At 63.2% G+C, this 19753-nt stretch carries 19 protein-coding genes; 11 read left to right on the top strand and 8 right to left on the bottom strand.

The features are described 5' to 3' along the window. Positions 1-4 precede the first annotated feature (4 nt). Positions 5-949: a ketopantoate reductase family protein gene (locus P6U27_RS25515; RefSeq protein WP_407192777.1), complete on the bottom strand. Its 945-nt coding sequence runs from the start codon at positions 947-949 to the stop codon at positions 5-7. 102 nt (positions 950-1051) lie between these two features. Here P6U27_RS25515 and P6U27_RS25520 point away from each other — a divergent pair, with 102 nt between their 5' ends. Then, positions 1052-2032 carry a LysR family transcriptional regulator gene (locus tag P6U27_RS25520; protein ID WP_122404473.1) on the top strand — a complete coding sequence of 327 codons (981 nt, stop codon included), beginning with the start codon at positions 1052-1054 and terminating at the stop codon, positions 2030-2032. A 39-nt stretch (positions 2033-2071) separates the two neighbouring features. Here the strand turns inward: P6U27_RS25520 and P6U27_RS25525 are convergent, their stop codons facing one another. Next, on the bottom strand, positions 2072-2992 hold the full coding sequence (locus tag P6U27_RS25525) for a LysR substrate-binding domain-containing protein (RefSeq protein WP_407192778.1): 921 nt from the start codon (positions 2990-2992) through the stop codon (positions 2072-2074). A 96-nt stretch (positions 2993-3088) separates the two neighbouring features. Here P6U27_RS25525 and P6U27_RS25530 point away from each other — a divergent pair, with 96 nt between their 5' ends. Then, complete coding sequence (locus tag P6U27_RS25530; protein WP_407192779.1) at positions 3089-3844, top strand: TSUP family transporter; 756 nt, start codon at positions 3089-3091, stop codon at positions 3842-3844. Between the two features lie 157 nt (positions 3845-4001). Here P6U27_RS25530 and P6U27_RS25535 read toward each other — a convergent pair whose 3' ends face one another. Next, entirely contained in the window at positions 4002-4460 is a 459-nt protein-coding gene (locus P6U27_RS25535) for a hypothetical protein (protein WP_407192780.1), read from the bottom strand. A gap of 2 nt (positions 4461-4462) precedes the next feature. On the opposite strand from P6U27_RS25535, the gene P6U27_RS25540 reads away from it, so the two are divergent. Genes P6U27_RS25540 through P6U27_RS25555 form a run of 4 tightly spaced genes read left to right on the top strand, consistent with a single transcriptional unit; the run spans position 4463 to position 8318 of the window. After that, complete coding sequence (locus P6U27_RS25540) at positions 4463-5254, top strand: ABC transporter substrate-binding protein (RefSeq protein ID WP_407194483.1); 792 nt, start codon at positions 4463-4465, stop codon at positions 5252-5254. A 40-nt stretch (positions 5255-5294) separates the two neighbouring features. Next, entirely contained in the window at positions 5295-6536 is a 1242-nt protein-coding gene (locus P6U27_RS25545) for a CaiB/BaiF CoA transferase family protein (RefSeq protein WP_407192781.1), read from the top strand. Positions 6537-6594: 58 nt separating this feature from the next. Continuing rightward, positions 6595-7425, top strand: coding sequence for a citryl-CoA lyase (locus P6U27_RS25550; RefSeq protein WP_407192782.1), 831 nt, complete (start codon positions 6595-6597; stop codon positions 7423-7425). After that, positions 7422-8318 carry an SMP-30/gluconolactonase/LRE family protein gene (locus P6U27_RS25555; protein ID WP_407192783.1) on the top strand — a complete coding sequence of 299 codons (897 nt, stop codon included), beginning with the start codon at positions 7422-7424 and terminating at the stop codon, positions 8316-8318. Before P6U27_RS25550 ends, P6U27_RS25555 begins: the two co-directional genes overlap by 4 nt. 763 nt (positions 8319-9081) lie before the next feature. Here the strand turns inward: P6U27_RS25555 and P6U27_RS25560 are convergent. Together P6U27_RS25560 and P6U27_RS25565 are read right to left on the bottom strand one after the other, a co-directional pair. Further along, positions 9082-10911 (bottom strand): TRAP transporter large permease subunit, encoded by a 1830-nt coding sequence (locus P6U27_RS25560; protein ID WP_407194484.1) that lies wholly within the window; start codon positions 10909-10911, stop codon positions 9082-9084. 29 nt (positions 10912-10940) lie between these two features. After that, a complete protein-coding gene (locus tag P6U27_RS25565; protein WP_407194485.1) occupies positions 10941-11957 on the bottom strand; it encodes a TRAP transporter substrate-binding protein in 1017 nt (338 codons plus the stop codon). A gap of 276 nt (positions 11958-12233) precedes the next feature. Between P6U27_RS25565 and P6U27_RS25570 the strand changes: the two genes are divergently transcribed. From P6U27_RS25570 to P6U27_RS25585, 4 genes are all read left to right on the top strand, one after another. Beyond that, entirely contained in the window at positions 12234-13136 is a 903-nt protein-coding gene (locus P6U27_RS25570; protein ID WP_407192784.1) for a LysR substrate-binding domain-containing protein, read from the top strand. A gap of 166 nt (positions 13137-13302) precedes the next feature. After that, positions 13303-14664, top strand: a complete 1362-nt coding sequence (locus P6U27_RS25575; RefSeq protein ID WP_407192785.1) for an NAD(P)H-dependent oxidoreductase — start codon at positions 13303-13305, stop codon at positions 14662-14664. A gap of 125 nt (positions 14665-14789) precedes the next feature. Then, on the top strand, positions 14790-15116 hold the full coding sequence (locus P6U27_RS25580; RefSeq protein WP_407192786.1) for a putative quinol monooxygenase: 327 nt from the start codon (positions 14790-14792) through the stop codon (positions 15114-15116). Then, entirely contained in the window at positions 15116-16000 is an 885-nt protein-coding gene (locus tag P6U27_RS25585) for an NAD(P)-dependent oxidoreductase (protein WP_407192787.1), read from the top strand. The genes P6U27_RS25580 and P6U27_RS25585 overlap by 1 nt, the downstream gene beginning before the upstream one ends. A gap of 761 nt (positions 16001-16761) precedes the next feature. On the opposite strand, the gene P6U27_RS25590 is transcribed toward P6U27_RS25585, so the two are convergent. Further along, the gene (locus P6U27_RS25590) at positions 16762-17088 is read right to left on the bottom strand and encodes a hypothetical protein (RefSeq protein WP_122404486.1); all 327 of its coding nucleotides are present in this window, start codon (positions 17086-17088) and stop codon (positions 16762-16764) included. 393 nt (positions 17089-17481) lie between these two features. Between P6U27_RS25590 and P6U27_RS25595 the strand changes: the two genes are divergently transcribed. Beyond that, positions 17482-18822 carry a MobA/MobL family protein gene (locus P6U27_RS25595; protein ID WP_407192788.1) on the top strand — a complete coding sequence of 447 codons (1341 nt, stop codon included), beginning with the start codon at positions 17482-17484 and terminating at the stop codon, positions 18820-18822. A gap of 65 nt (positions 18823-18887) precedes the next feature. Here P6U27_RS25595 and P6U27_RS25600 read toward each other — a convergent pair whose 3' ends face one another. Both P6U27_RS25600 and P6U27_RS25605 read right to left on the bottom strand, forming a co-directional pair. After that, positions 18888-19559 (bottom strand): NAD(P)-dependent oxidoreductase, encoded by a 672-nt coding sequence (locus tag P6U27_RS25600; protein WP_407192789.1) that lies wholly within the window; start codon positions 19557-19559, stop codon positions 18888-18890. Then, entirely contained in the window at positions 19556-19711 is a 156-nt protein-coding gene (locus tag P6U27_RS25605; RefSeq protein ID WP_197711507.1) for a hypothetical protein, read from the bottom strand. Before P6U27_RS25605 ends, P6U27_RS25600 begins: the two co-directional genes overlap by 4 nt. Between the last annotated feature and the right edge of the window lie 42 nt (positions 19712-19753).

Raw genomic sequence — 19753 nt, forward strand, 5'->3', positions numbered from 1 at the left:
TGTCTCAGGCCTTTCCTGGATAATCGCTGCGGGCGTATTCGAGCCCTTTGACCAACGCGACGAGTGTGGAATTGACGGGGGTCGGCACATTGAGCTTGGCGCCCCAACGCACGACGGAGCCGTGGATGTAATCGATCTCGGTCAGATTGCCGGACTGCAAGCTCTGCAACATGGACGTCTTGAACTCGGGCGGTAGACCAGCGGATGCCATCGTCCAGGCACGGCGCGGATCGGCAATCGAGATCTTCACGCCGGCAGCTTGTGCGACCGCGATGCTCTCCGAGATTGCGGCCAAAGCGCAATCTTCCAGGACCGGTAGCGAATAGAGACCACCATAGGTCAGCCCGGTAACGGCGGTAATTCCTCCTCCGGCGACGTTGATGAACAACTTGTCCCACATCGTCCCCAAGATGTTGTCGCTGAGCAGCGTGAGAATGCCGGCACGATTGAAAGTCTCGGAAATTCGCTGTGCGCGCTCGGTCAAGCGTCCATCGAGTTCGCCGATGATGGTTTCCTTGCCGATGACTCCGGAGCGAACATGGCCGGGACCAAGCAGCACGCCGCCAACGTAGGTCTTGCCTGCCATGACGCGGTCACGACCAACCTCCTCCGAAAGGATGTCCTCGTGACCAAGACCGTTTTGAAGCGACATCACGACCGTCTGCGGCCCGATGATCGGCGTGGCCGCCCGGATCGCATCCCGCGTGTGGTAGGATTTGACCAGAACGATGACGAGGTCCGCGACGATGCCGACCTGGTTCGCGGAGGTGCAGGCCGAGACCTTCACAACGGTCTCGGCGTCACCTTCGAGCATCCGTAGGCCGCCCGCATTGATCGCGTCGACATGAGCCTGAAACGGATCGATCAGCCAAACCTCGGCCCCACCGCGCGCCAGCGTCCCGCCGATGGTCGAGCCCAAGGCTCCCGCTCCGATAAAGCAGATCCTCATCCGAACGCTTCTCCCTCGCCCGTTTTGGCGCTGGAGGCGTACTAGCAGGCCACCCTGTATTTGGATATGCTATGACTCTTATATCCATTATTGCGGATCGCAATGAAGCACCGGGACCTCTCCGAGACGAACCTTTTGGAGCCGCGCCTGCTCCGGCTCTTCGACGCATTGTTCTCCACGGGCAGCGTCACCAAAGCAGCCGAGAAACTCGGTCAAAGTCAGCCGACCATTTCGATCTGGCTGGCGCGCTTGCGAAAAGAACTGGACGACCCGCTCTTCATTCGGTCGGCTGAGGGAATGCTGCCGACTCCGCGCGCCGAGGCTCTCATCGGCACGGCCAGGCAGGCGTTGGAGATGCTGCGGCGTCTGGCGGAGCTTCGTCCTGAGTTCGATCCGGCGACTGCAAAGCGCCGCTTCATCATCTGCATGACGGATGCGAGCCACATCACGCTGCTCCCGGCCATCCTCGCCTACGTTCGTCGCGTTGCTCCGGGCATCCGCATCGAGGCGGCGCAGATCGGCAGTGATACGCCACGAATGCTGCAGTCTGGCGAGGCCGATCTGGCGCTCGGCTACATCTCGGACCTCGACGCCGGGCACTTCCAACAGGCACTCTTTCCGCAGGATTGGGTCTGCCTGGCAAACGCAAAGCATGCCCGGATCCACGAGCGCATCACGGCAAGGGATTTTCGGCGTGAGGCGCACGTCCTCATTCGCTCCGGCACCGGACATCAATTGCTCGCGGATGCGCTACGGGAGCAGCGGATAGTCCCTGACGTTGCGCTCGAGCTACCGGGCTTTTTGGGGTTGCCCGCCATCATCGGGACGACCGACCTGATCGCCACTCTTCCAAGGCACATCGGCGAAACGCTGGCTCACTACTACGGACTGCGCGTGCTCGACTGCCCGCTGGCGATCGCCGGCTTCACGGTGAAGCAATATTGGCACGCCCGCTTTCATCACGACCCGGCAAGCCAATGGTTGCGTGATGTATGCGGGGAGCTTTTTCAACAGCAGGAAGTGCGGGGTCTGCATCGTTCCGGCCGGCCAAGGCAACGAAGGCCGCGCGATTTGCAATCGTAACGGTCCCTGGTAGCGCGGCAGCGACCGCCCCGCCACCGATCACGGCTCATTTCGAGGCGCCTTCGGTGCAATGCTCCGCCGCTCTGATGATAGCGAGTCGATCAGCCAAGCGCGCAGCACCGCAAGACCTGGATCGTCCTTGCGGAAGGCGCGATAGAGCAGATACCAGGCACGCTTCTTCGGCACCGTGACCGAGAACGGCGCAACCAGCCGGCCTTTGGCGAGATCTTCTTCGACGTAGGGTCGCAGGCCGATCGCGACGCCAATGCCGTCGACCGCGGCCTGCAGCGCCATCGTGTAATTGCCGAAGGTCGGCCCGACCCCCTTTCCGCGCGGCTTCACCCCGGCGGCGGTGAGCCAGAGATCCCAATCCTCCGGCGAGTGCGCCACCTGCAGCATATCCTGCCGGGTCAACTTTGATGGATGCTGGATCCGTTGGGCGACCGCCTTGGTGCAGACCGGAAACAGATCGGTCGCGAACAGAAGCTCGGCCTCGTAGCCGGGCCAGTGACCGTCGCCGAGCAGGATGCCGCAGGTCCAGTCATCGCGGAACGGATTCAGCGCGCCTCCTGTCGAGAGGCGGACATCGATTTCCGGATGCTGCTCGTAGAAGCCGCGCAGCCGCGGGATCAGCCAGCGCACCGCAAAGGTCGGACCCACGCCGAGAGTCAGCACCGGCGTCGTCCGCATCAGGCTGACCTGTTCGGCGAGACCTGCGATCGCATCGAAGGCCGAGGTGAGTCCAGGCTGCAGCGCCCTGCCCTGTGCGGTGAGATCGAGGCCGTTCGGCCGGCGCTCGAACAGCTGGAATCCAAAACGCTCCTCCAGCAACCGCACCATGCGGCTGATCGCGGCCTGCGTGACGTTCAGCTCGTCGGCGGCAGCGACAAAGCTGCCATGGCGCGCGGCGGCCTCGAAGGCGCGCAGGCCGTTCAGCGATGGCAGGCGGCGGATCGGCATAGACTTAGTTTTCCTTAGCCTATGGCCCAGTTAAGGCCGTTTGCGAGAGGGCTGTCAAATCCGTGATGAAGGGGCAACCGAAATCTGCGGGTTGCCATGATCACCCTACCCTTCGCCGTCGCGCTTGCCGCCTCCGTGCTCTCCACCTCTTTCATCTCGGGGGTGTTCGGCATGGCCGGCGGCATGATCCTGATGGGCTTGCTGCTGTCATTCACGGGGCTGGCGCCTGCGATGGTGCTGCACGGCCTCTCCCAGATCGCGGCCAATCTGGCGCGGGCCTGGAGCTGGCGGCAGCACATCGTGCGGCCGGTGGTATTGCGCTACACCATTGGCGCACTGATCGCGAGCCTCATCGTGGTTTCCGGCGTGGTCGCCCCCAGCAAGCCACTAGCCTTAATTTTGATCGGCCTCGTCTCATTCGCCGGGCTCCATCTGCCGCATCGCCTGACGCCCACCGTGATGGTGCCCAGCCAGGCCGTCGGCTGCGGCACGTTGTGCACCGTCCTGCAACTGATTGCCGGCGTGTCCGGGCCGATCCTCGACGTGTTCTTCGTCAAGACCGAGCTCGGCCGCAAGGAGATCATCGCGACCAAGGTCGCGATCCAGTCGATTGGGCACGTGCTGAAGCTGATCTATTTCGGCCGGCTGCTGCTGATCGAGGGCGGCGCAATCTCGCCGACGGCCGTGCTGCTTGCCACCGCCGCGGCGGTGCTCGGTACGCTGCTGTCGCGGTCCCTGCTCGACGCCCTGAGCGACGCCACCTTCGCGCGGTGGTCGCGGTGGCTGATCGCGGCGATTGCGGCCATCAGCCTTGCCCAGGGCCTCGTCCTCACGTTCGAAGGTATTGGATGAGCACTCGCCCTGAAAGGCACCAAAGCGCCGCACAAGGAGATTCATCGTGTCTGAGATGTCCACGCAATTTTCCGAGATCGGCGCCATGCCCAACCCTGGTCGCGCGGCTCGGCGCGGTCTTGAACTATCGCATATTTCACGGAATGTGCTCAACGTCTCATCTCTGCACGACATTGCCTCGCGTGCCCGCACCACTCTCGAGAAGATCGGCCATCATTTCGATCTGCTCGGCATCGTCCCACTTCACGTGGGGAGCGAACACAAAGCGTGTCAGGAAGTAGCCAATGTGGAAGCAATGCACGGCGCGGGCGAGCACCTCGACGTCTACGTCCTTGCGGATAGCGCCCTCCCCCTTGAGCTCGGTGAGGCTCTCCAGCATCGGCTGCCAGATATACTGCCGCCATACGCGCTCCATGACGTCGCGCAGCTCCTCGTTCTGAACGAGTTCGAGCAGCACAGTGCGGGCAAGCTGCGGATTGCGCGAGACGGTAGCGAGCCGGTCAGTCGCGAGCGCCACGTACCAGCCGCGGAAGCCGGCATCCCTTCCCTTCTCCCGCAACAGCGCCTTGAAGGATTCCCAGTTTTCAGGCCGGCGGCTCGAAGGCGCTGCAGGCACTGATCGGCGGCTCGGTCGATGGCACCGTCGGCTTCTACGACCATACCATCCAGATGCAGGCGCAGGGCAAGGAGATCTCCTGCGTGTTCCTGCTCAACGACACTCCGGGCGTGTTGATCGGGGTACGCAGCGACCTCGCCGACAAGGTCAAGACAGGCGCCGACCTGAAGGGGCTGAAACTCGGCATCACGGCACCGGGCTCATCGACCGACACCATGGCGCGCTACTACATCAAGAAAGCCGGGCTCGGCCCGCGCGACGTCAACATCATCGCGGTCGGCAGCGGCGCGCCGGGTATGGTTGCGCTCGAGGCGAAGAACATCGACGCGCTGGTCTACTTCGACCCCATCGCCACGATGCTCGCGCGCAAGAAGGCCGCCGTGCCGCTGTTCGACGCCCGCACCCACGAGGGTTCGAAGCAGGCGTTCGGTGGTACCTATCCGACCGCCTGCCTTTACCTGCAGCAATCCTTCATCGACAAAAATCCGGAGACAGTGCAACGGCTCGTCAACGCCTTGCTGAAAACCCATCGTTGGATCAATTCGGTGCCGACTGAACAATTGGTCGAGGCGATCCCCGCCGGGTACAAGACCGACAATACCGAGATCAGCATGGAGATCCTCAAGGCGTCGAAGGATCTGTTCTCGCAGACCGGTCTGATGGACCCGGAGTCCGCGAAAGTGCCGCTCGCTGTCCTCAGCGACTACGATCCGAAGATCGCTGCCGCGAAGATCGACCTCACCAAGACCTTCACAAACAAGTTCGTCGAGCGGGCGTCACGGCAATTGAAGTGACGCCGCGCCGCGGCTCGCCCTATCTTCCGGAGTTGATCAAATGTCCCTGCCGCTTTCCGGCGTTCGTGTCCTCGACCTTTCAAACGTGCTGGCCGGCCCGTTCTGCGGTTATCACCTCGCCCGGCTCGGCGCCGAGGTGATCAAGATCGAGAATCCCAAGGGCGGCGATCTTGCGCGCCGGCTCGGCGCCGACCCCAGAATGTCGGAGCGCCTCCAGGGGCTGTCGTTCGTCGCCGTCAATGCCGGCAAGCAGTCGGTGGCGATCGATCTGAAATCGAAGGATGGCAAGGAGGTTTTCCTGCGCCTCGTCGCCACTGCCGATGTCGTGCTGGAGAATTTCCGGCCCAAGGTGATGGAGCGGCTCGGGCTCGGATTCGAGACGCTCGCAAAGCACAATTCGCGCCTGATCTATTGCGCGATTTCCGGCTTTGGGCAGACCGGCCCCTGGGCCGGACGTCCCGCTTATGACCAGATCGTGCAGGGGCTGTCGGGTGCCATGAGCGTAACCGGGGATGCGCGCTCCGCGCCGCTGCGCACCGGCTTTCCGATCTCCGACACCATCGCGGGCCTGACCGCGGCTTTCGCCATCGCTTCGGCACTTGTCGAGCAGCGCCAGACCGGGCGGGGCCGATTCATCGACGTCTCGCTGCTGGAAGCCACGATCGCGGCGATGGGATGGGTGGTCTCGAACCATCTCAATGCTGGCATCGATCCGCTGCCGATGGGAAACGAGAACTTTACCGCCGCGCCATCGGGCACGTTCACGACCGCGACGGGGCCGCTCAACATCGCCGCCAACGAGCAGAAGCAATATGAGACCCTCTGCAACCTGATCGGGCGGCCGGAACTGAAATCCGATCCTCGCTTTGCCGACCGTCAGGCACGCAAGACCAACCGGAGCGCGCTCAGCGAAGAGTTGAACCGCGCGCTTGCGGCACGGCCTGCCGAGGAGTGGGAGGCAGAGTTCAATGCGGCCGGCGTGCCGGCCGGATGCGTGCTCAAGGTCGCCGACGTCCTCGCCGAAGCGCAGGTTGTTGGACGCCGTTTCATCGAAACGCTGCCGGCCGCACGCGGCGATGGCGAGGCGTTGCGCGTGACGCGGCCGGGCTTTTGCCTGGAAGACGAGTTTCCCTCGCCGCCTGCGCCGCCCGCGCTCGGCGCCGATACCGTGCTCTGGATGGCACGCCTCGGCTATTCGCAGGAGGACACCGAGCGCCTCGTGTTGAACGGGGCCATCGGCCTCCCGTCGACGGCGGACACCGTCCCGAAAAGAAGCGCCTAACGTGTCCCGCACCCCCTCGCCGACCAGGCCGGCAGGACAGTGAAATAAAGGATCGACGATGACCGACGCATCGACACTGGAACAGGCCGCCGCGCATTGGTGGCGGACCTCGATCTGCGACATTGCCCCCGGACGCATCGCTTTTCGAGGCTATCCAATCGAGGAATTGATCGGCCGCATCTCGTTTCCGGCGATGATCTGGCTGATGTTGCGCGGCGAGCTGCCGACGCCGCAGCAGGAAAAGCTGCTGCAGGCCGCGCTCGTCGCATCTGTCGACCATGGACCGCATGCGCCCTCGATCGCGATCGCGCAGATGGCGGTGAGCTGCGGGTTGCCGCTGAACGGCGCGATGGCATCAGCGATCAACACCCTCGATGACGTGCATGGCGGCGCCGGTGAGCAGGCCATCGAACTCTATGACGACGTGCTTCGCCGCAGCCGCGGACAGGATATCGACGCAGCCGCGGCAGCCGCCATCGATGACTTCATCGCGACGCGCAGCAAATACCTGCCCGGCTTCGGCCATCGCTTTCATCCAGTCGATCCGCGCGCGGCGCCGCTTCTGGCACTGGTGGATGCAGCGGTCGCAGCCGGCAGCGTCGACGGACAGTATGCCAAGACGGCGCGTGCCATCGAAGGCGTGCTGCAGCAACGCAAGGGCAGGCTCATTCCGATGAACATCGATGGCGCCACCGCGGTGATCTATGGCGAGCTCGGCTTCGCCGCGCCGCTGGCCCGGGGCATCTTCTGCCTGTCGCGCGCCGTCGGTATTCTGTCCCATGCCTGGGAGCAGACCGGCCGCAAGGACCGCAACAAGGGTCCGATGCCCAAACTATTCAGCTACGAATATGAGGGCCAGCAGCGCCGCCATCTGGATGTCGCGCCATGATGTATCTGGAGCAGCCACCAAGGCTCATCCCGACGCGGCTATTCTCGGCCATGCCGGATGAATTCCGTCGCCGCGGCGTGCGCTCCGCCTGGGCGGATGCCAACAAGGGCGGCGCACCCGTCGACTGCTTCATCGAGGGGCCGGCGTTCGATGGCCGCGGCAATCTCTACGTCGTCGACATCCCGTTCGGACGCATCTTCCGGATTTCGCCCGAGGGAACCTGGTCCCTCTTCCTTGAGTATGACGGCTGGCCCAACGGGCTGAAGATTGCCCCTGATGGCCGCATGCTGGTCGCCGATTACATGAACGGCTTGATGGAGGTCGATGCGCAAGCGGGCGCGATCCGACCCCTGCTGCGGCATCGCAATTCGGAATCGTTCAGGGGATGCAACGATCTTCACATCGCTTCCAACGGCGACGTCTACTTCACCGATCAGGGGCAGACGGGGTTGCATGATCCGACGGGCCGCGTCTATCGCCTGCGTCCGGATGGTCGGCTGGACTGCCTGATCGCAAATGGACCAAGCCCCAACGGTCTCGTGCTCGATCGCGAAGAAGCGGTTCTTTTCGTCGCGATGACACGCGACAATAGCATCTGGCGCGTTCCACTGACGAATGATGGAGGAGTCGCAAAAGTCGGGCGGTTCAGCTCTTTCTTCGGAACTAGCGGCCCTGACGGGTTGACGATGGACTCCAATGGTCGTCTCTTCGTAGCCCACGCCTCGCTCGGTCATGTCTTTGTCATGCAGGGCAATGGCGAATGCATTGGCCGCATCAAATCCTGCGCGGGTCCGAGCTGTACCAACGTCGGACTGAATGCCGCTGGCGATACATTGGCAATAACCGAATCGTCGACGGGTTCAATACTTCTCGCCGAGATTGCCCATGTTTGATTCTTCTCGGCAGCTTCAGCTTTTTTCTCGTTGCAAGGCCCGGACCGGTGGACCTACCCGAGCGCGCTGTTGGTGAAGCGAAGCAATTGCCGAACGGAAAAGCTCATCATTCGAGTACTTGTCCGTTTTGCTCGCTGCAACATCCTATTCTACGATGGCACGTAGCGAAGCTGCACCGAAAAGTCTGCACGGCATATGCTGAGATGAAAGCCATGGAGATCGGGACCACCCGCAGCGCCATAACCATCTCCGTTTCCAAACGCACCCCAAAGATTGGGCTGGAACGGAGCTACCTACATAACGAACTCAGCAGCTTGAGTGCTGGCTTGGGACGGGAGGGATCGAACCTCCGAATGGCGGAATTAAAACCTGTTTGATTGTTCAACGAATTCAACGCGCATTTGGAAAAAGGGCTCAAATACCCACTAGCGATTTCAATAGCTTGGCGACGGTTTCCAAATAACGAAGCAGCCCTTGCAGGGAGGAACAGTCCCGAAAAACCTGATGCAACTGGCCGCGCGTGCCGACTACGACGAGACACTCCGTGAAAGCATGCAAACTTCAGCTATGCTCCAACGGACTTGGTATGCACCGCTCGCCCAGTTCGGCTGGCCGGCTGCTCTGTGCCGGAGGTCAATCCGGGAGGCGCAACCACCGATGCCGACTGGCGGTGGCTATTTGAACTACTTCGACCTGCCATGACGATTGCAGAACAATGCCTCTGGCCGCAATTCGCGGCCAGCGGGAGCAAGCCGGTCGGCCTCTAAAGAAAGCCGATGGACAGCCACGGAACGAAGGTCAGGACCAACAGGCCGGCGAACAGCGCTGCCAGATAGATCCAGATCCGGCGCATGCCCGATTCCGGCGCGACGCCGCCGATGATGCAGGCGGCGTAATAGCAAAGCCCGAACGGCGGCGCGAACAGTCCCAATCCCATCGCGAGCACGACGACGATGCTGTAGTGGACCTCGTGAATTCCGAACTGACGCGCGATCGGAAACAGCAGCGGGCCGAACAGCACGATCGCCGGAATTCCCTCGAGCAGGCTTCCGAGCACGATGAAGGCGACGAGCGAGATAAGGAGAAAACCGATGTGGCCGCCCGGCACGCCGGCCATCGCAGCGGCCAACGCGTGCGAGAAGCCGGACTGAGTCAACGCCCAAGCCATAGCGCTCGCCGCGCCGACGATGAACAGGATCGCGCCCGACAGCGAGGCGGTGCGCACCAGCATGGGCATGGCGGCACGCCAGGAAAGACCGCCCCGGTAAATGAAGAGACCGAGCAGCAGCGAATAGGCGATGCCGATGGTGGAGACCTCGGTGGCGGTGGCGACGCCTTCCACCACCGCGGAGCGGATCACGAAGGGCAGCAACAGCGCCGGAGACGCCACCGCGAGGCTCTTCACCACCACCGACGCCCGCGCGCGCGGGATCACGACCTGACCCTCCTCGCGGCCGGCGCGGTAACGCGCCAGCACGGCCAGCATCAGCGCGAGCACCAAAGCCGGAAGTATTCCGGCCGTGAACAACGCGGCGATCGATACACCGGTGACGGAAGCGATTGCGATCAGTACGATGGAGGGCGGGATCGTCTCGCTCATTGCACCAGAGGCGGCGAGCAGCGAAAGCAGTTCGCCATCTTTCATGCCGCGGCGGCGCATTTCCGGAAACAGCACAGGCGCGACCGCCGCCATATCTGCGGTCTTGGAGCCGGAGATGCCCGACACCAGCAGCATGGCTCCGAGCAGCACATAGGACATGCCCGCTTTGACATGGCCGATTAGCGAAGCGAGGAACTCCACCATCACCCGCGCCATACCGGTCGCTTCGACCAGCTGGCCCAGCAGCACGAATAGCGGGATCGCAAGCAGGATCAGCCCGCTCATCCCCTCGTCCATCCGGCCGATCACAACCGTTAGCGGCGTCGAGGTGACCGTGAGCAAATAGGCGACGGTTGCGATAGTGAAGGAGAAGGCGATCGGCACGCCGGACAACACGCCGGCACCGAGCAAGCCCACGAAGAAGACGATCAGCGCCCAGTTGCCGATCCCGGAAAGCAACGGCGCTCCGGCATAGAGGACGGCCGCGAAGCCAGCGAGCACCAGCGCAACGCTCGCCACATCGATCAGGCTGCGCTGGAACAGGCGCAGGCCGCAGCTCAGAAACGCCACCACGAACCCGACCGGGATCGCCAGCGCCCGCAGCGTGCCCGACCAGCCGAGCGCCGGCATCTCCACGAAGGACTGATCCTCTGTGTAGTCGTAGGCGGGGTGCAACAGGCAGGCGAGCATCACGAAGGCCGTGCCCACCGCCAGCGTCTCGCACCAGGCCTGGACGCGCCGGGAGAAATGGCCGACGAAATAGGTCAGCCGCATGTGCTCGCCCCGCTGCAGCGCCACCACTGCGCCCAGCATCGCGAGCCACAGGAACAGGATCGAGGCGAGTTCGTCGGACCAGACGATCGGCCGGTGAAACAGCCGCGCGCCGATCCCGACGAACAGGATCAGGACTTCGGCGACCACAAGCAGCACCACGGGAATTTCGACCGCTAGCCGCAGCCAGCATTCGATGTCGAGCGCCTTGACCGGCTGCAAGGTCTCCTCGTGGCCGCCGGCGAGCGTCCTCACGCAAGCTCTCCGGTCACAGACTCCAGAACCTTCCACGCGTCGGCGCCGAACTTTTCCTTCCAGGTCTTGTAGAATCCGGCCGCCGTCAGCTCCTTGCGGAAGGCCTCCTTGTCGGCGGGTTCGAACACCAGGCCCTTTTCGACAAGTTGCGCCTTCAGCGTGCCGTTCAGCCGCTCCACGTCCGCGCGCTGCTCCAGCGAGGCGCGGTCGAATTCACGTCGTACGATCTCCTGCAGGTCGTTCGGCAGCTTGGCGAAGGCGCGGCGATTGCCAACCAGCCAGAATGGATCCCAGATGTGGTTCGTCTCGGAGACGTATTTCTGCACCTCGTAGAGCTTGCCGGACTCGATCGCGACCAGGCCGTTCTCCTGGCCATCGACCAGGCGCGTCTGCAGCGCGGTGTAGAGTTCGTTGAAGTTGATCGAGGTCGGGTTTGCGCCGAGCGAGGAAAACAGGGACGTGAAGATCGGCGAGACCGGGACGCGGATGCGGTAACCCTTGAGATCGACCGGCGAGCGGATCGACTTCGACGCCGAGGTGATCTGGCGGAAACTGTTGTCGGATGCCTTGGCGGCGATCAGCAGACCGGCCTTTTCCATTTGGCTTTTGACATAGTCACCGACCGGCCCATCGACCGCCTTCCAGGCCTGGTCATAACCAGCGAAGGCGAATCCGACATTGGTGACGGCCGCGCCGGGCGCCACCGTGGAAATCACCGAACCGGCGATGTTCAGAAATTCGATGCCGCCGGATCGGACCTGGGTGATCAGGTCGGTGTCGGAGCCGAGTTGGCTGGCGGGAAAGAACTTCAGCTCCATCCTACCCGCCGACGCCTCCTTGATCCGCGCGCAGGCTTGATCGAGGCGCGCATTGATCGGCTGGGTGATCGACTGGCCGGTAGCCAGCTTGTAGCTGAATTCAGCGGCGTGAGCGGGTCGGGTGCGGATCGCCGCGATCGAGACCGCCGCCGCTCCCGCGATCACCGCGCGACGGGACAGGCCCTTGCTTGTCATCACGGTCGTATTCATGCTCGCATCCTCCCCATGCCGCGGCCGTTCGGCGGCGTGCTCTCCGCTGGCGCGACAAGAGGTCGAACCATCGCGGCTTGTCGATGAAGGGAAGATCCGCACGCCCTCCCGCATGGCCGTGCATCGTTCCCACCTTGGTTTCCTCATGCGCCGGGCCTTTGCCGGTCGCGTGCTTATTGCAGCGACGACACTAGGAACGATGTTCGTGAAGGACAATTCAGTTTGCTTGCGCTTTTCTTTAGGCTGACTTAACTGTTCGCCATGCACATCCCACTTCGTGCCATCGGCGTCTTCCACGCCGTCGCTCGAACCGGCAGCGTCACGCGCGCCGCGGACGAACTGGGTGTGACGCCGTCCGCCGTCAGTCAGCAGATTCAATCGCTGGAAGTGAGTCTGGGCACGACGCTGATCGGGAAATCGGGCCGCAACGTCGTACTCACCGAGGCCGGCGAGCGATATTTCGAGATGATCCAGGCCGAGATCGAAGGCATTGCCGAAGCTACCCAGCGCATTCGCGGCTTCCGGTCCGTCACCACCTTGACCGTGCGCGCCAGCCCCAGCCTGTCCACCAAATGGCTGCTGCCGCGCCTCGCCTCTTTCATCGACGCCCATCCGGGGATCGAGCTTCGCCTCGACGGCACCAACGAGCCGACGACGTTTCAGCGCGAGAATGTCGACCTCGAGATCCGGCACGGCACCGGCCAATGGCCTGGCTTGTTTGTGGAGGGACTTGTCGAGGAACGATTCCGGCCGGTTTGTGCGCCGTCGGTCGCAACGTCGGGCAATCTCGACGCGGCTGAGCTGTTGCGCTTTCGCCTAATCCATTCGGTGAAGTCGCAGATGCAGTGGCCGCACTGGTTCGATTCCGCCGGCGTCAACGCAACCGAGCGCTGGCGTCGCGTGTTGTTCGATCGAACCCATATGGCCATCGACGCCGCGGTTGCAGGCTTCGGCATCGCGCTGGAGAGCGACCTGATGATGTGGGCCGAGTTGAAGAGCGGCCGCCTGGTTTGTCCGGTAAGGAATCCGCCTGCCCTCGCGCTCACCACCCAATGGGTGACCTGCCCGCCCGACCATTTGCGGCTCGGAAAGGTGAAGGCCTTCCTGGCGTGGCTAAAGCGGGAGCGCGACATCTGGCGTAGCGAACGCGACCAGACCTTGTAGCGCACCTAAACGATCCGATTGGAATTCTGGATGGTGCTGCGCGCGGCTCACTCCTAGCGTTCGGCCAACGCGGCGGCGCGCCATGCGCCGGTTCACAAGCCGCGGAGAAATCATCGGTATGCCCAGTTGGTGCAGCCGTGCAGCCGACCGCTGGAGGAACAACAGCATGAATCTTCACACCTTGCTCGCGCAACGCGCCGCGGACGGACGGCCGGTACGCGTCGGCTTGATCGGCGCCGGAAAATTCGGCTCGATGATCCTGGCGCAGGCGCAGCGCATCGACGGCCTGCATGTGGTCGGTATTGCCGATCTGAATGTTGGCCGGGCGCGCACGTCGCTGGTTCGTGTCGGTTGGCCGGCGGAGCGTTATTCGGCGACCTCGCTCGGCGACGCGATCAAGACCGGACGCACTTGCGTGCTCGACGACGCCCAGGCGCTCGCGAATTGCGATGGCATCGAATGCATCATCGAGGCGACCGGCCATCCGATCGCCGGCATCCGCCACGGGCTCGCCGCCATCGAGGCGGGCAAGCACGTCGTGATGGTGAACGTCGAGGCGGACGTGCTCTGCGGTCCCCTGCTCGCCGAGCGGGCCCGCCGCAAGGGCGTGGTCTATTCGATGGCGTATGGCGATCAGCCCGCCATCATCTGCGAACTGGTCGACTGGGCGCGCGCGTGCGGTTTTGAGCTCACCTCGGCCGGCAAGGGGATGAACTTCGAACCCCGCTATCGCTACTCCACGCCGGATACGGTCTGGGGCTTTTTCGGCTGGTCGGAGGAACAGGTTGCCAAGGGCGACTTTAATCCGAAGATGTACAATTCCTTCACCGATGGCACCAAGGCGGCCATCGAAATGGCGGCGGTCGCTAACGCCACCGGTCTCGACTGCCCCGACGACGGCCTCGCCTTCCCGCCCGCCGGGCTGCACGATCTTGCCCGCGTGTTCCGGCCGGTGTCGGACGGCGGGCGACTGCCGAAGAGCGGCCTAGTCGATATCGCGGCGAGCCAGGAGCCCGACGGGCGCGAGGTATTCAACAACATCCGGTACGGCGTGTTCGTAACGTTCAAGGCCAACAGTGACTACACCAAGGCCTGCTTCCAGCAGTATGGACTGCTCACCGATCCCTCCGGCCAATACGCATCGATGTGGCGGCCCTTCCATATGATCGGACTCGAAACCAGCATCAGCGTTCTGTCCGCGGTTTTGCGAAACGAGCCTACCGGGTGTTCGAATGAGTTTCGTGGCGACGCCGTGGCAACCGCCAAGCGCGACCTCAAGGTGGGTGAAATGCTCGACGGCGAGGGCGGCTACGCGGTGTGGGCCAATGCCATTCCAGCCACCAGAAGCCTAGCGCTTGGCGGGCTTCCCATCGGCCTTGCCCATCAGGTGAAGCTGAAACGCCCGGTCGCTAGGGACCAGATCGTCAGTTTTGACGACGTGGAACTCAACAGTGACCTCGACGTCGTCGCCTTGCGCAAGCAGATGGAGGACGCGGCGCGTTTGTCCCCCGCTCGCTCGGCGGCTTGACCCGCATTCCGATCAGCCCGGCCGCCGGGTTGATCGGTTGCGCCGCGATGAAACGACCCCCGCCACCGTGCGCCGCATTGCTACTTAGCCCTGCGGCCGGCGCGCGCCTCACACGAGATACCATAATGGCAGCCTCCCGCCGTCGGTTCGTCGTTATCGCCGAGTTCGAGGTGAAGCCTGGTGCGATGCCGGACTTTCTTGCGCTCGCCCATGACGATGCCCGCTGCTCCGTCGCCGATGAACCCGGCTGTCGCGCCTTCGAAGTCGCGGTTACGCAGGACGCCCTCGAAACCGTGGTGTTTTACGAAGTATACGACGATCGCGCGGCCTTTGATGCGCATCTCAAGACGCCCCATCTGGCGCGCTTCCGAGCCGGATTTCCCGCATTGATCGTCACCGAGCGCGCAGTGCGCTTCCTTGAACGCACCTGCTCTGGTGCGGAGCCGGCTTGATGTCCGGATCCCTCAAGAAAGCCGGCTTCATCGGCACCGGTATTATGGGCGGCCCAATGGCCTGCAACCTCGCTGCCGCAGGCTTTAAGGTAGCGGCCTGGAATCGCTCGCGTGAGAAGTCGGACGCGCTCGGTTCCGGCATTCTGAGCGTTACCACCGCCGCGGAGGCCGCAGCAGACGCCGACGGCGTCGTTTGCATGCTGAGCTCGGGACCAGTGTGCGACGAAATCCTGCTCGCGACCGATGGCGTGCTCGCTGCCATGCGACCGGGTTCCCTGCTCATTGTCATGAGCTCGATTCCGGTCGAGACTGCGCATCTGCAGGCATCTGTCGCGGGAGAGGCTGGAGTACTCTATGTCGATGCGCCGGTTTCCGGCGGCGAGAAAGCCGCGATCGCCGGCACCCTCGCCATCATGAGTGGCGGCACAACAGAGGCGTTCGAAGCCGCCATGCCGCTGCTTGCGGCGATGGGACGCCCGGTCCACGTGGGGCCGGCCGGCGCTGGCCAACTCGCCAAGCTGATCAATCAGGGAATCGTGGCCACGACGCTGGTGGCGGTGGCCGAGGCAATGACACTGGCAGAGCGCGGCGGTGCCGATCCGCTCAAGGTGAGAGAGGCGCTTCTCGGCGGCTTTGCCGATTCCGCCATCCTCAAGCAGCACGCGATTCGCATGGTCGCGCGGGATTTCGTGCCCGGCGGACCGGCCAAATATCAGCTCAAGGATACCTCGACCGCCGTGGCCCATGCTGCGACCTTGGGCCTTGCGTTGCCGATGCTTACTCTGGTCGACAAATTGTTCGCAGACATGGTGTCGCATGGCGACGGCGAACTCGACCATAGCGCCATTATCCGCGAAATCTGGCGGACAAACGCCCTCGCGTAGAGACTGACGACAGATGCACCGCTTCGGATAGTCGCAGCGGCACAACGATGTGCGGGACACGGCTAAAGCAAACCATGCTGCCGGTCCGTCCGATTTGCTCGCCGCAATACGCCATTTTACGAAAGGGCGTAACAGACCTGCCCCGACTTGGTCCCGCGCGGACGAAAGCCATGGAGATAAGCCGATATGGACAGCATGACGCACGAAGCCCGCTCGATTTTCGACCGAGCCTCAAAAATTCGTTTCCAAACGCCCCAAAGATTTTGCTGGGAATAGAGTTGTTTATCTAGCGAACTCTACAGCTTAGGTGCTGGCTGGGGCGGGAGGGTACTCAGCCAGCCAACGCTCCACCGCAAACCACTGAAAGATCAGACAAATTCGGGCGACATCGAGCTGTGTGTAGCATCCACGTGCGACATCATCAAGAGCGCCAAATGATCCGCGCCATGAACTGCGCGGCCACGATGAAGATCCCGTCAACGACACCGCAATCGGCAACACGACGTGGCGTCGGATAGCTGCGCTTGTTGGCGCTCACAATGATCAGGAAGACGCCGTCAGGCCGATAGCGCTGACGATTGGCGCGGCAGCAGGCTCCGGCTTGCGCCCTCGGCGATGGCCTTGACGTCCGCGGAAATGGGGGCAGGAAGCGCGGGGCCCTCAACCCGAAGGACCCCCTCAGGGAGCGGGACTAGCATGCAAGCGAACGTACACCACGACGTTGGCTGAAGGGCGTCTGGTCAAGCGACTTGCCAGGCGCGCTACGGCTCGAAGACGGTGCCGCGGAAGGCAGCGGCCTGCGCCGGGGTCAGATGGCCGCGCAGTTCGGCGCGGATCAGCTCAATCACCGCATCCGCCAACTGGCCCTGGCTGGCCAGATGCCACATCGCCCGCCCCACTTCGCCATCGCGAATGCCCTGCTCCCGCACCGAAGCGTCGCGCAGGCGGCGCTTGCCAACGGCGAGCTGACGGCGAGTAGCCGCAAGGCGTTCTTCCGCGATCTCGACCCGGCTGCGCGGCCGCTCGGGCGGGTTGGGATCTGTGTTTACCGCGGCATAGCTGAGCGGGCGGCGGGGGAAGGCAGACATGAAGGGCTCCTTGATGGGCTACCGGAGCAGCTCATTATCCAGCTGGACCGGTAAATCGGAAGCCCCCGCGTGAGGGATCATTTTGAAGACAGTGCCGGCGCCATTTCCCGAACGCCTCGACGGGATGGCAGGGCCCGATCTCAGGCTGTGGCGACCATGCCGGCGATCCTTTGGCAGCGGAACAGGCCCTGCCCGCTGCCACGCCAGGCGGGCCTCTACGCAAGGACAAAGGGTTGGCCCCTTGGGAGCAGGCTAGAGCCGATGTCCGACGGTCAGAGGCGCCTCCCCTGCCCCTTAAATTGCTGCGTGGTCGGTCCGCTTGGAGCTTGCTGCCGGTTGGCCTAGTTTGCCCGGCATCCAGAAACCGGCTTCATCTATACATCGGGTTGGCACATGATCGGTAGCCTCGGCTTCGATATGAGTTTGGTTCAACGCTCGCGAGGCGGGGATGCGCTGTGGCATTCCGCCTACGTGTTCGGCGGTACGGCGCGCCTCGCCGACGGCTCGGTCGTGGACTTTTCAAAACGAAATGACGTTATCGCCAGCTTCATCGTGAAGCCGGAAGGCATGCCGGCCTGGACTGCAGACTATGCGCAACTGTGGAAGCGTGCGGTCGCGGCGGAGAAGCGGGCCGATGCGCAGGAAGCCCGGCTCTTCGAGCTGACGATCCCTCGCGCTCTTCCAAGGAAGCATTGGGTGACGCTTGGTCGACACGTTGCCCGCACTCTTGCCGATCACGGCATGGTGGTACAAGTTGGCATTCACTGTCCGCTTGCATCCGACGGCGACATCAATCCGCACATCCACTTCATGGCCACCATGCGCGAGATCGTGGACGGCGAGTTTGCGCGCAAGAAGGCGCGCCACTGGAACAAGATTTTCCACGGCAATGCCAAAGCTTTCCGCCAGAAAATGGCGGAGATCCTGAACGAGTTTTGTCGGATCGCAGGCGTGGACTACCGTGTCGATCCCCGCTCCAATGCCGAGCGCGGTCTGCCCCCGGCCGAAATCCGGCTGCCGCACTGGCATATCCTCCACTACAAGCGCACAGGGCAAAAGACCCGCGCGATGGAGCAGCGCGATGAGGAACGCGCTGCCCGCGCGAATGTCGCTCGCCTGGAAGCAGAGTGCCGCCAATTGGAGCGCGAACTCGAGGCAGCCCGGACGGATGCCTCTGCCGAGGAAATCGCCTCGGCCGCTCGGCCTCAGGTGGCCCGCGCCCTCCCCCAACCGCGCGCAATCCGCCCAGATCAGAATGCGGCATTCAACCGGGAGCCGCTCAGGCTGGTCGAATTTCCAATGGATCGACCCAAAATCCAGTTTGCGCCTGCCCCCATCGGTCTCAAGGAGGAGGTCCATAGCCGTCTGGCGCGCAATTCCAAACGACTTCGCGCATGCGCGTCGCTGCGCGTGTTCGTTGCAGCCGACAATCCGAACCAGGCGCGAAATGTCGATCGTGCGATCCAGTATTGTCATAGTGCCGTGACCAAGGCGCTTGTGCGACAATTTGCGAACGCTCCATCGCGCCATCAGGCGGCGGAAGAACTCCAGGCGCTCGACTTGCTGGAGGCACTGACCGAACTCGATGCCGTCGCATGGTCGGATGTCGAGCTCTCACGGTTCGAAAACGACCTCGACGCACTGATCATTCCGTATGGGCTTCTGTGGCAAGCCAAGGCGTCCAAACACTTGCGCGGTCTTGATCGCGGTGCTCACCAAAATCCGACAATCTAATACTAAGAAGATGAATTCAGACCACACATAGTGGCGATCTGCCGTCGGCGCAGATCGCGATCATGTCAGGGAAAAGATTTGAAATAGCCGTGGGCGAACATCATCGGCTGCTCGCCGGCTCCGCGAACCTTCACGTTGTTACGTTCCAGCACTCCCGGCATGGAATTTCCCTTCTGTGGAGGATTCGGTGGATGCAGCATAGCGCGCCGCGAGCTTGGTATGCTGTCCCGCCCCTGGACGCCCTGACGACGAATATTGGTGCCCATCAGCTGCAGGATCGGCGTCACGGCGGCAACATCGGCCTCCTCGCCGCCGATCATGATCGAGAGTTTGGCATCTCTCGCACCGATATCGCCACCGGAGACCGGCGCATCGATCGCGCCCGCGCCTCGCGCGCGCGCCGCGGCAGCGATGCGCTTGGCCAGCGAGGGACTCGAGGTGGTCATGTCGATCAGGATCGCACCGGGCCGCGCCTGCGCGATGATGCCGCGCGAGCTCAAATAGATCTCTTCCACGTCCTTCGGCAGGCCGACCATTGTGATCACCACGTCGGCTTTGGCCGCCGCTGAACCCGGATCGTCGTGCCAAGTCGCGCCACGCGCCAACAGACCTTCTGCCTTGGCTCGGGTGCGATTGTAGACATGCAGCGGATGGCCGGCGGCCAGGATGTGGCCCGCCATATGCGCGCCCATCAGGCCAAGGCCTATGAAGGCGACAGGGGCGCGGGGGTCGGTCATGTTTGCTCCTTGTTGGTCCTGCCGCGCAACAGCTCGCGCAGATACATTGGGCTTAGGGGCTGTCGATCGACGATGACGCCGAACGGCGCCAACGCGTCATTCACGGCGCTTGGCAGCACACCGAGCGCGCCCATCACGCCCCCTTCGGCCATCCCTTGCTGCCGGTCGCAGTGCGCCGGCTCGGGGTATGTTGC

The sequence above is a fragment of the Bradyrhizobium sp. STM 3566 genome (assembly GCF_045571445.1).
In the GTDB taxonomy this organism is placed as follows: domain Bacteria; phylum Pseudomonadota; class Alphaproteobacteria; order Rhizobiales; family Xanthobacteraceae; genus Bradyrhizobium; species Bradyrhizobium vignae.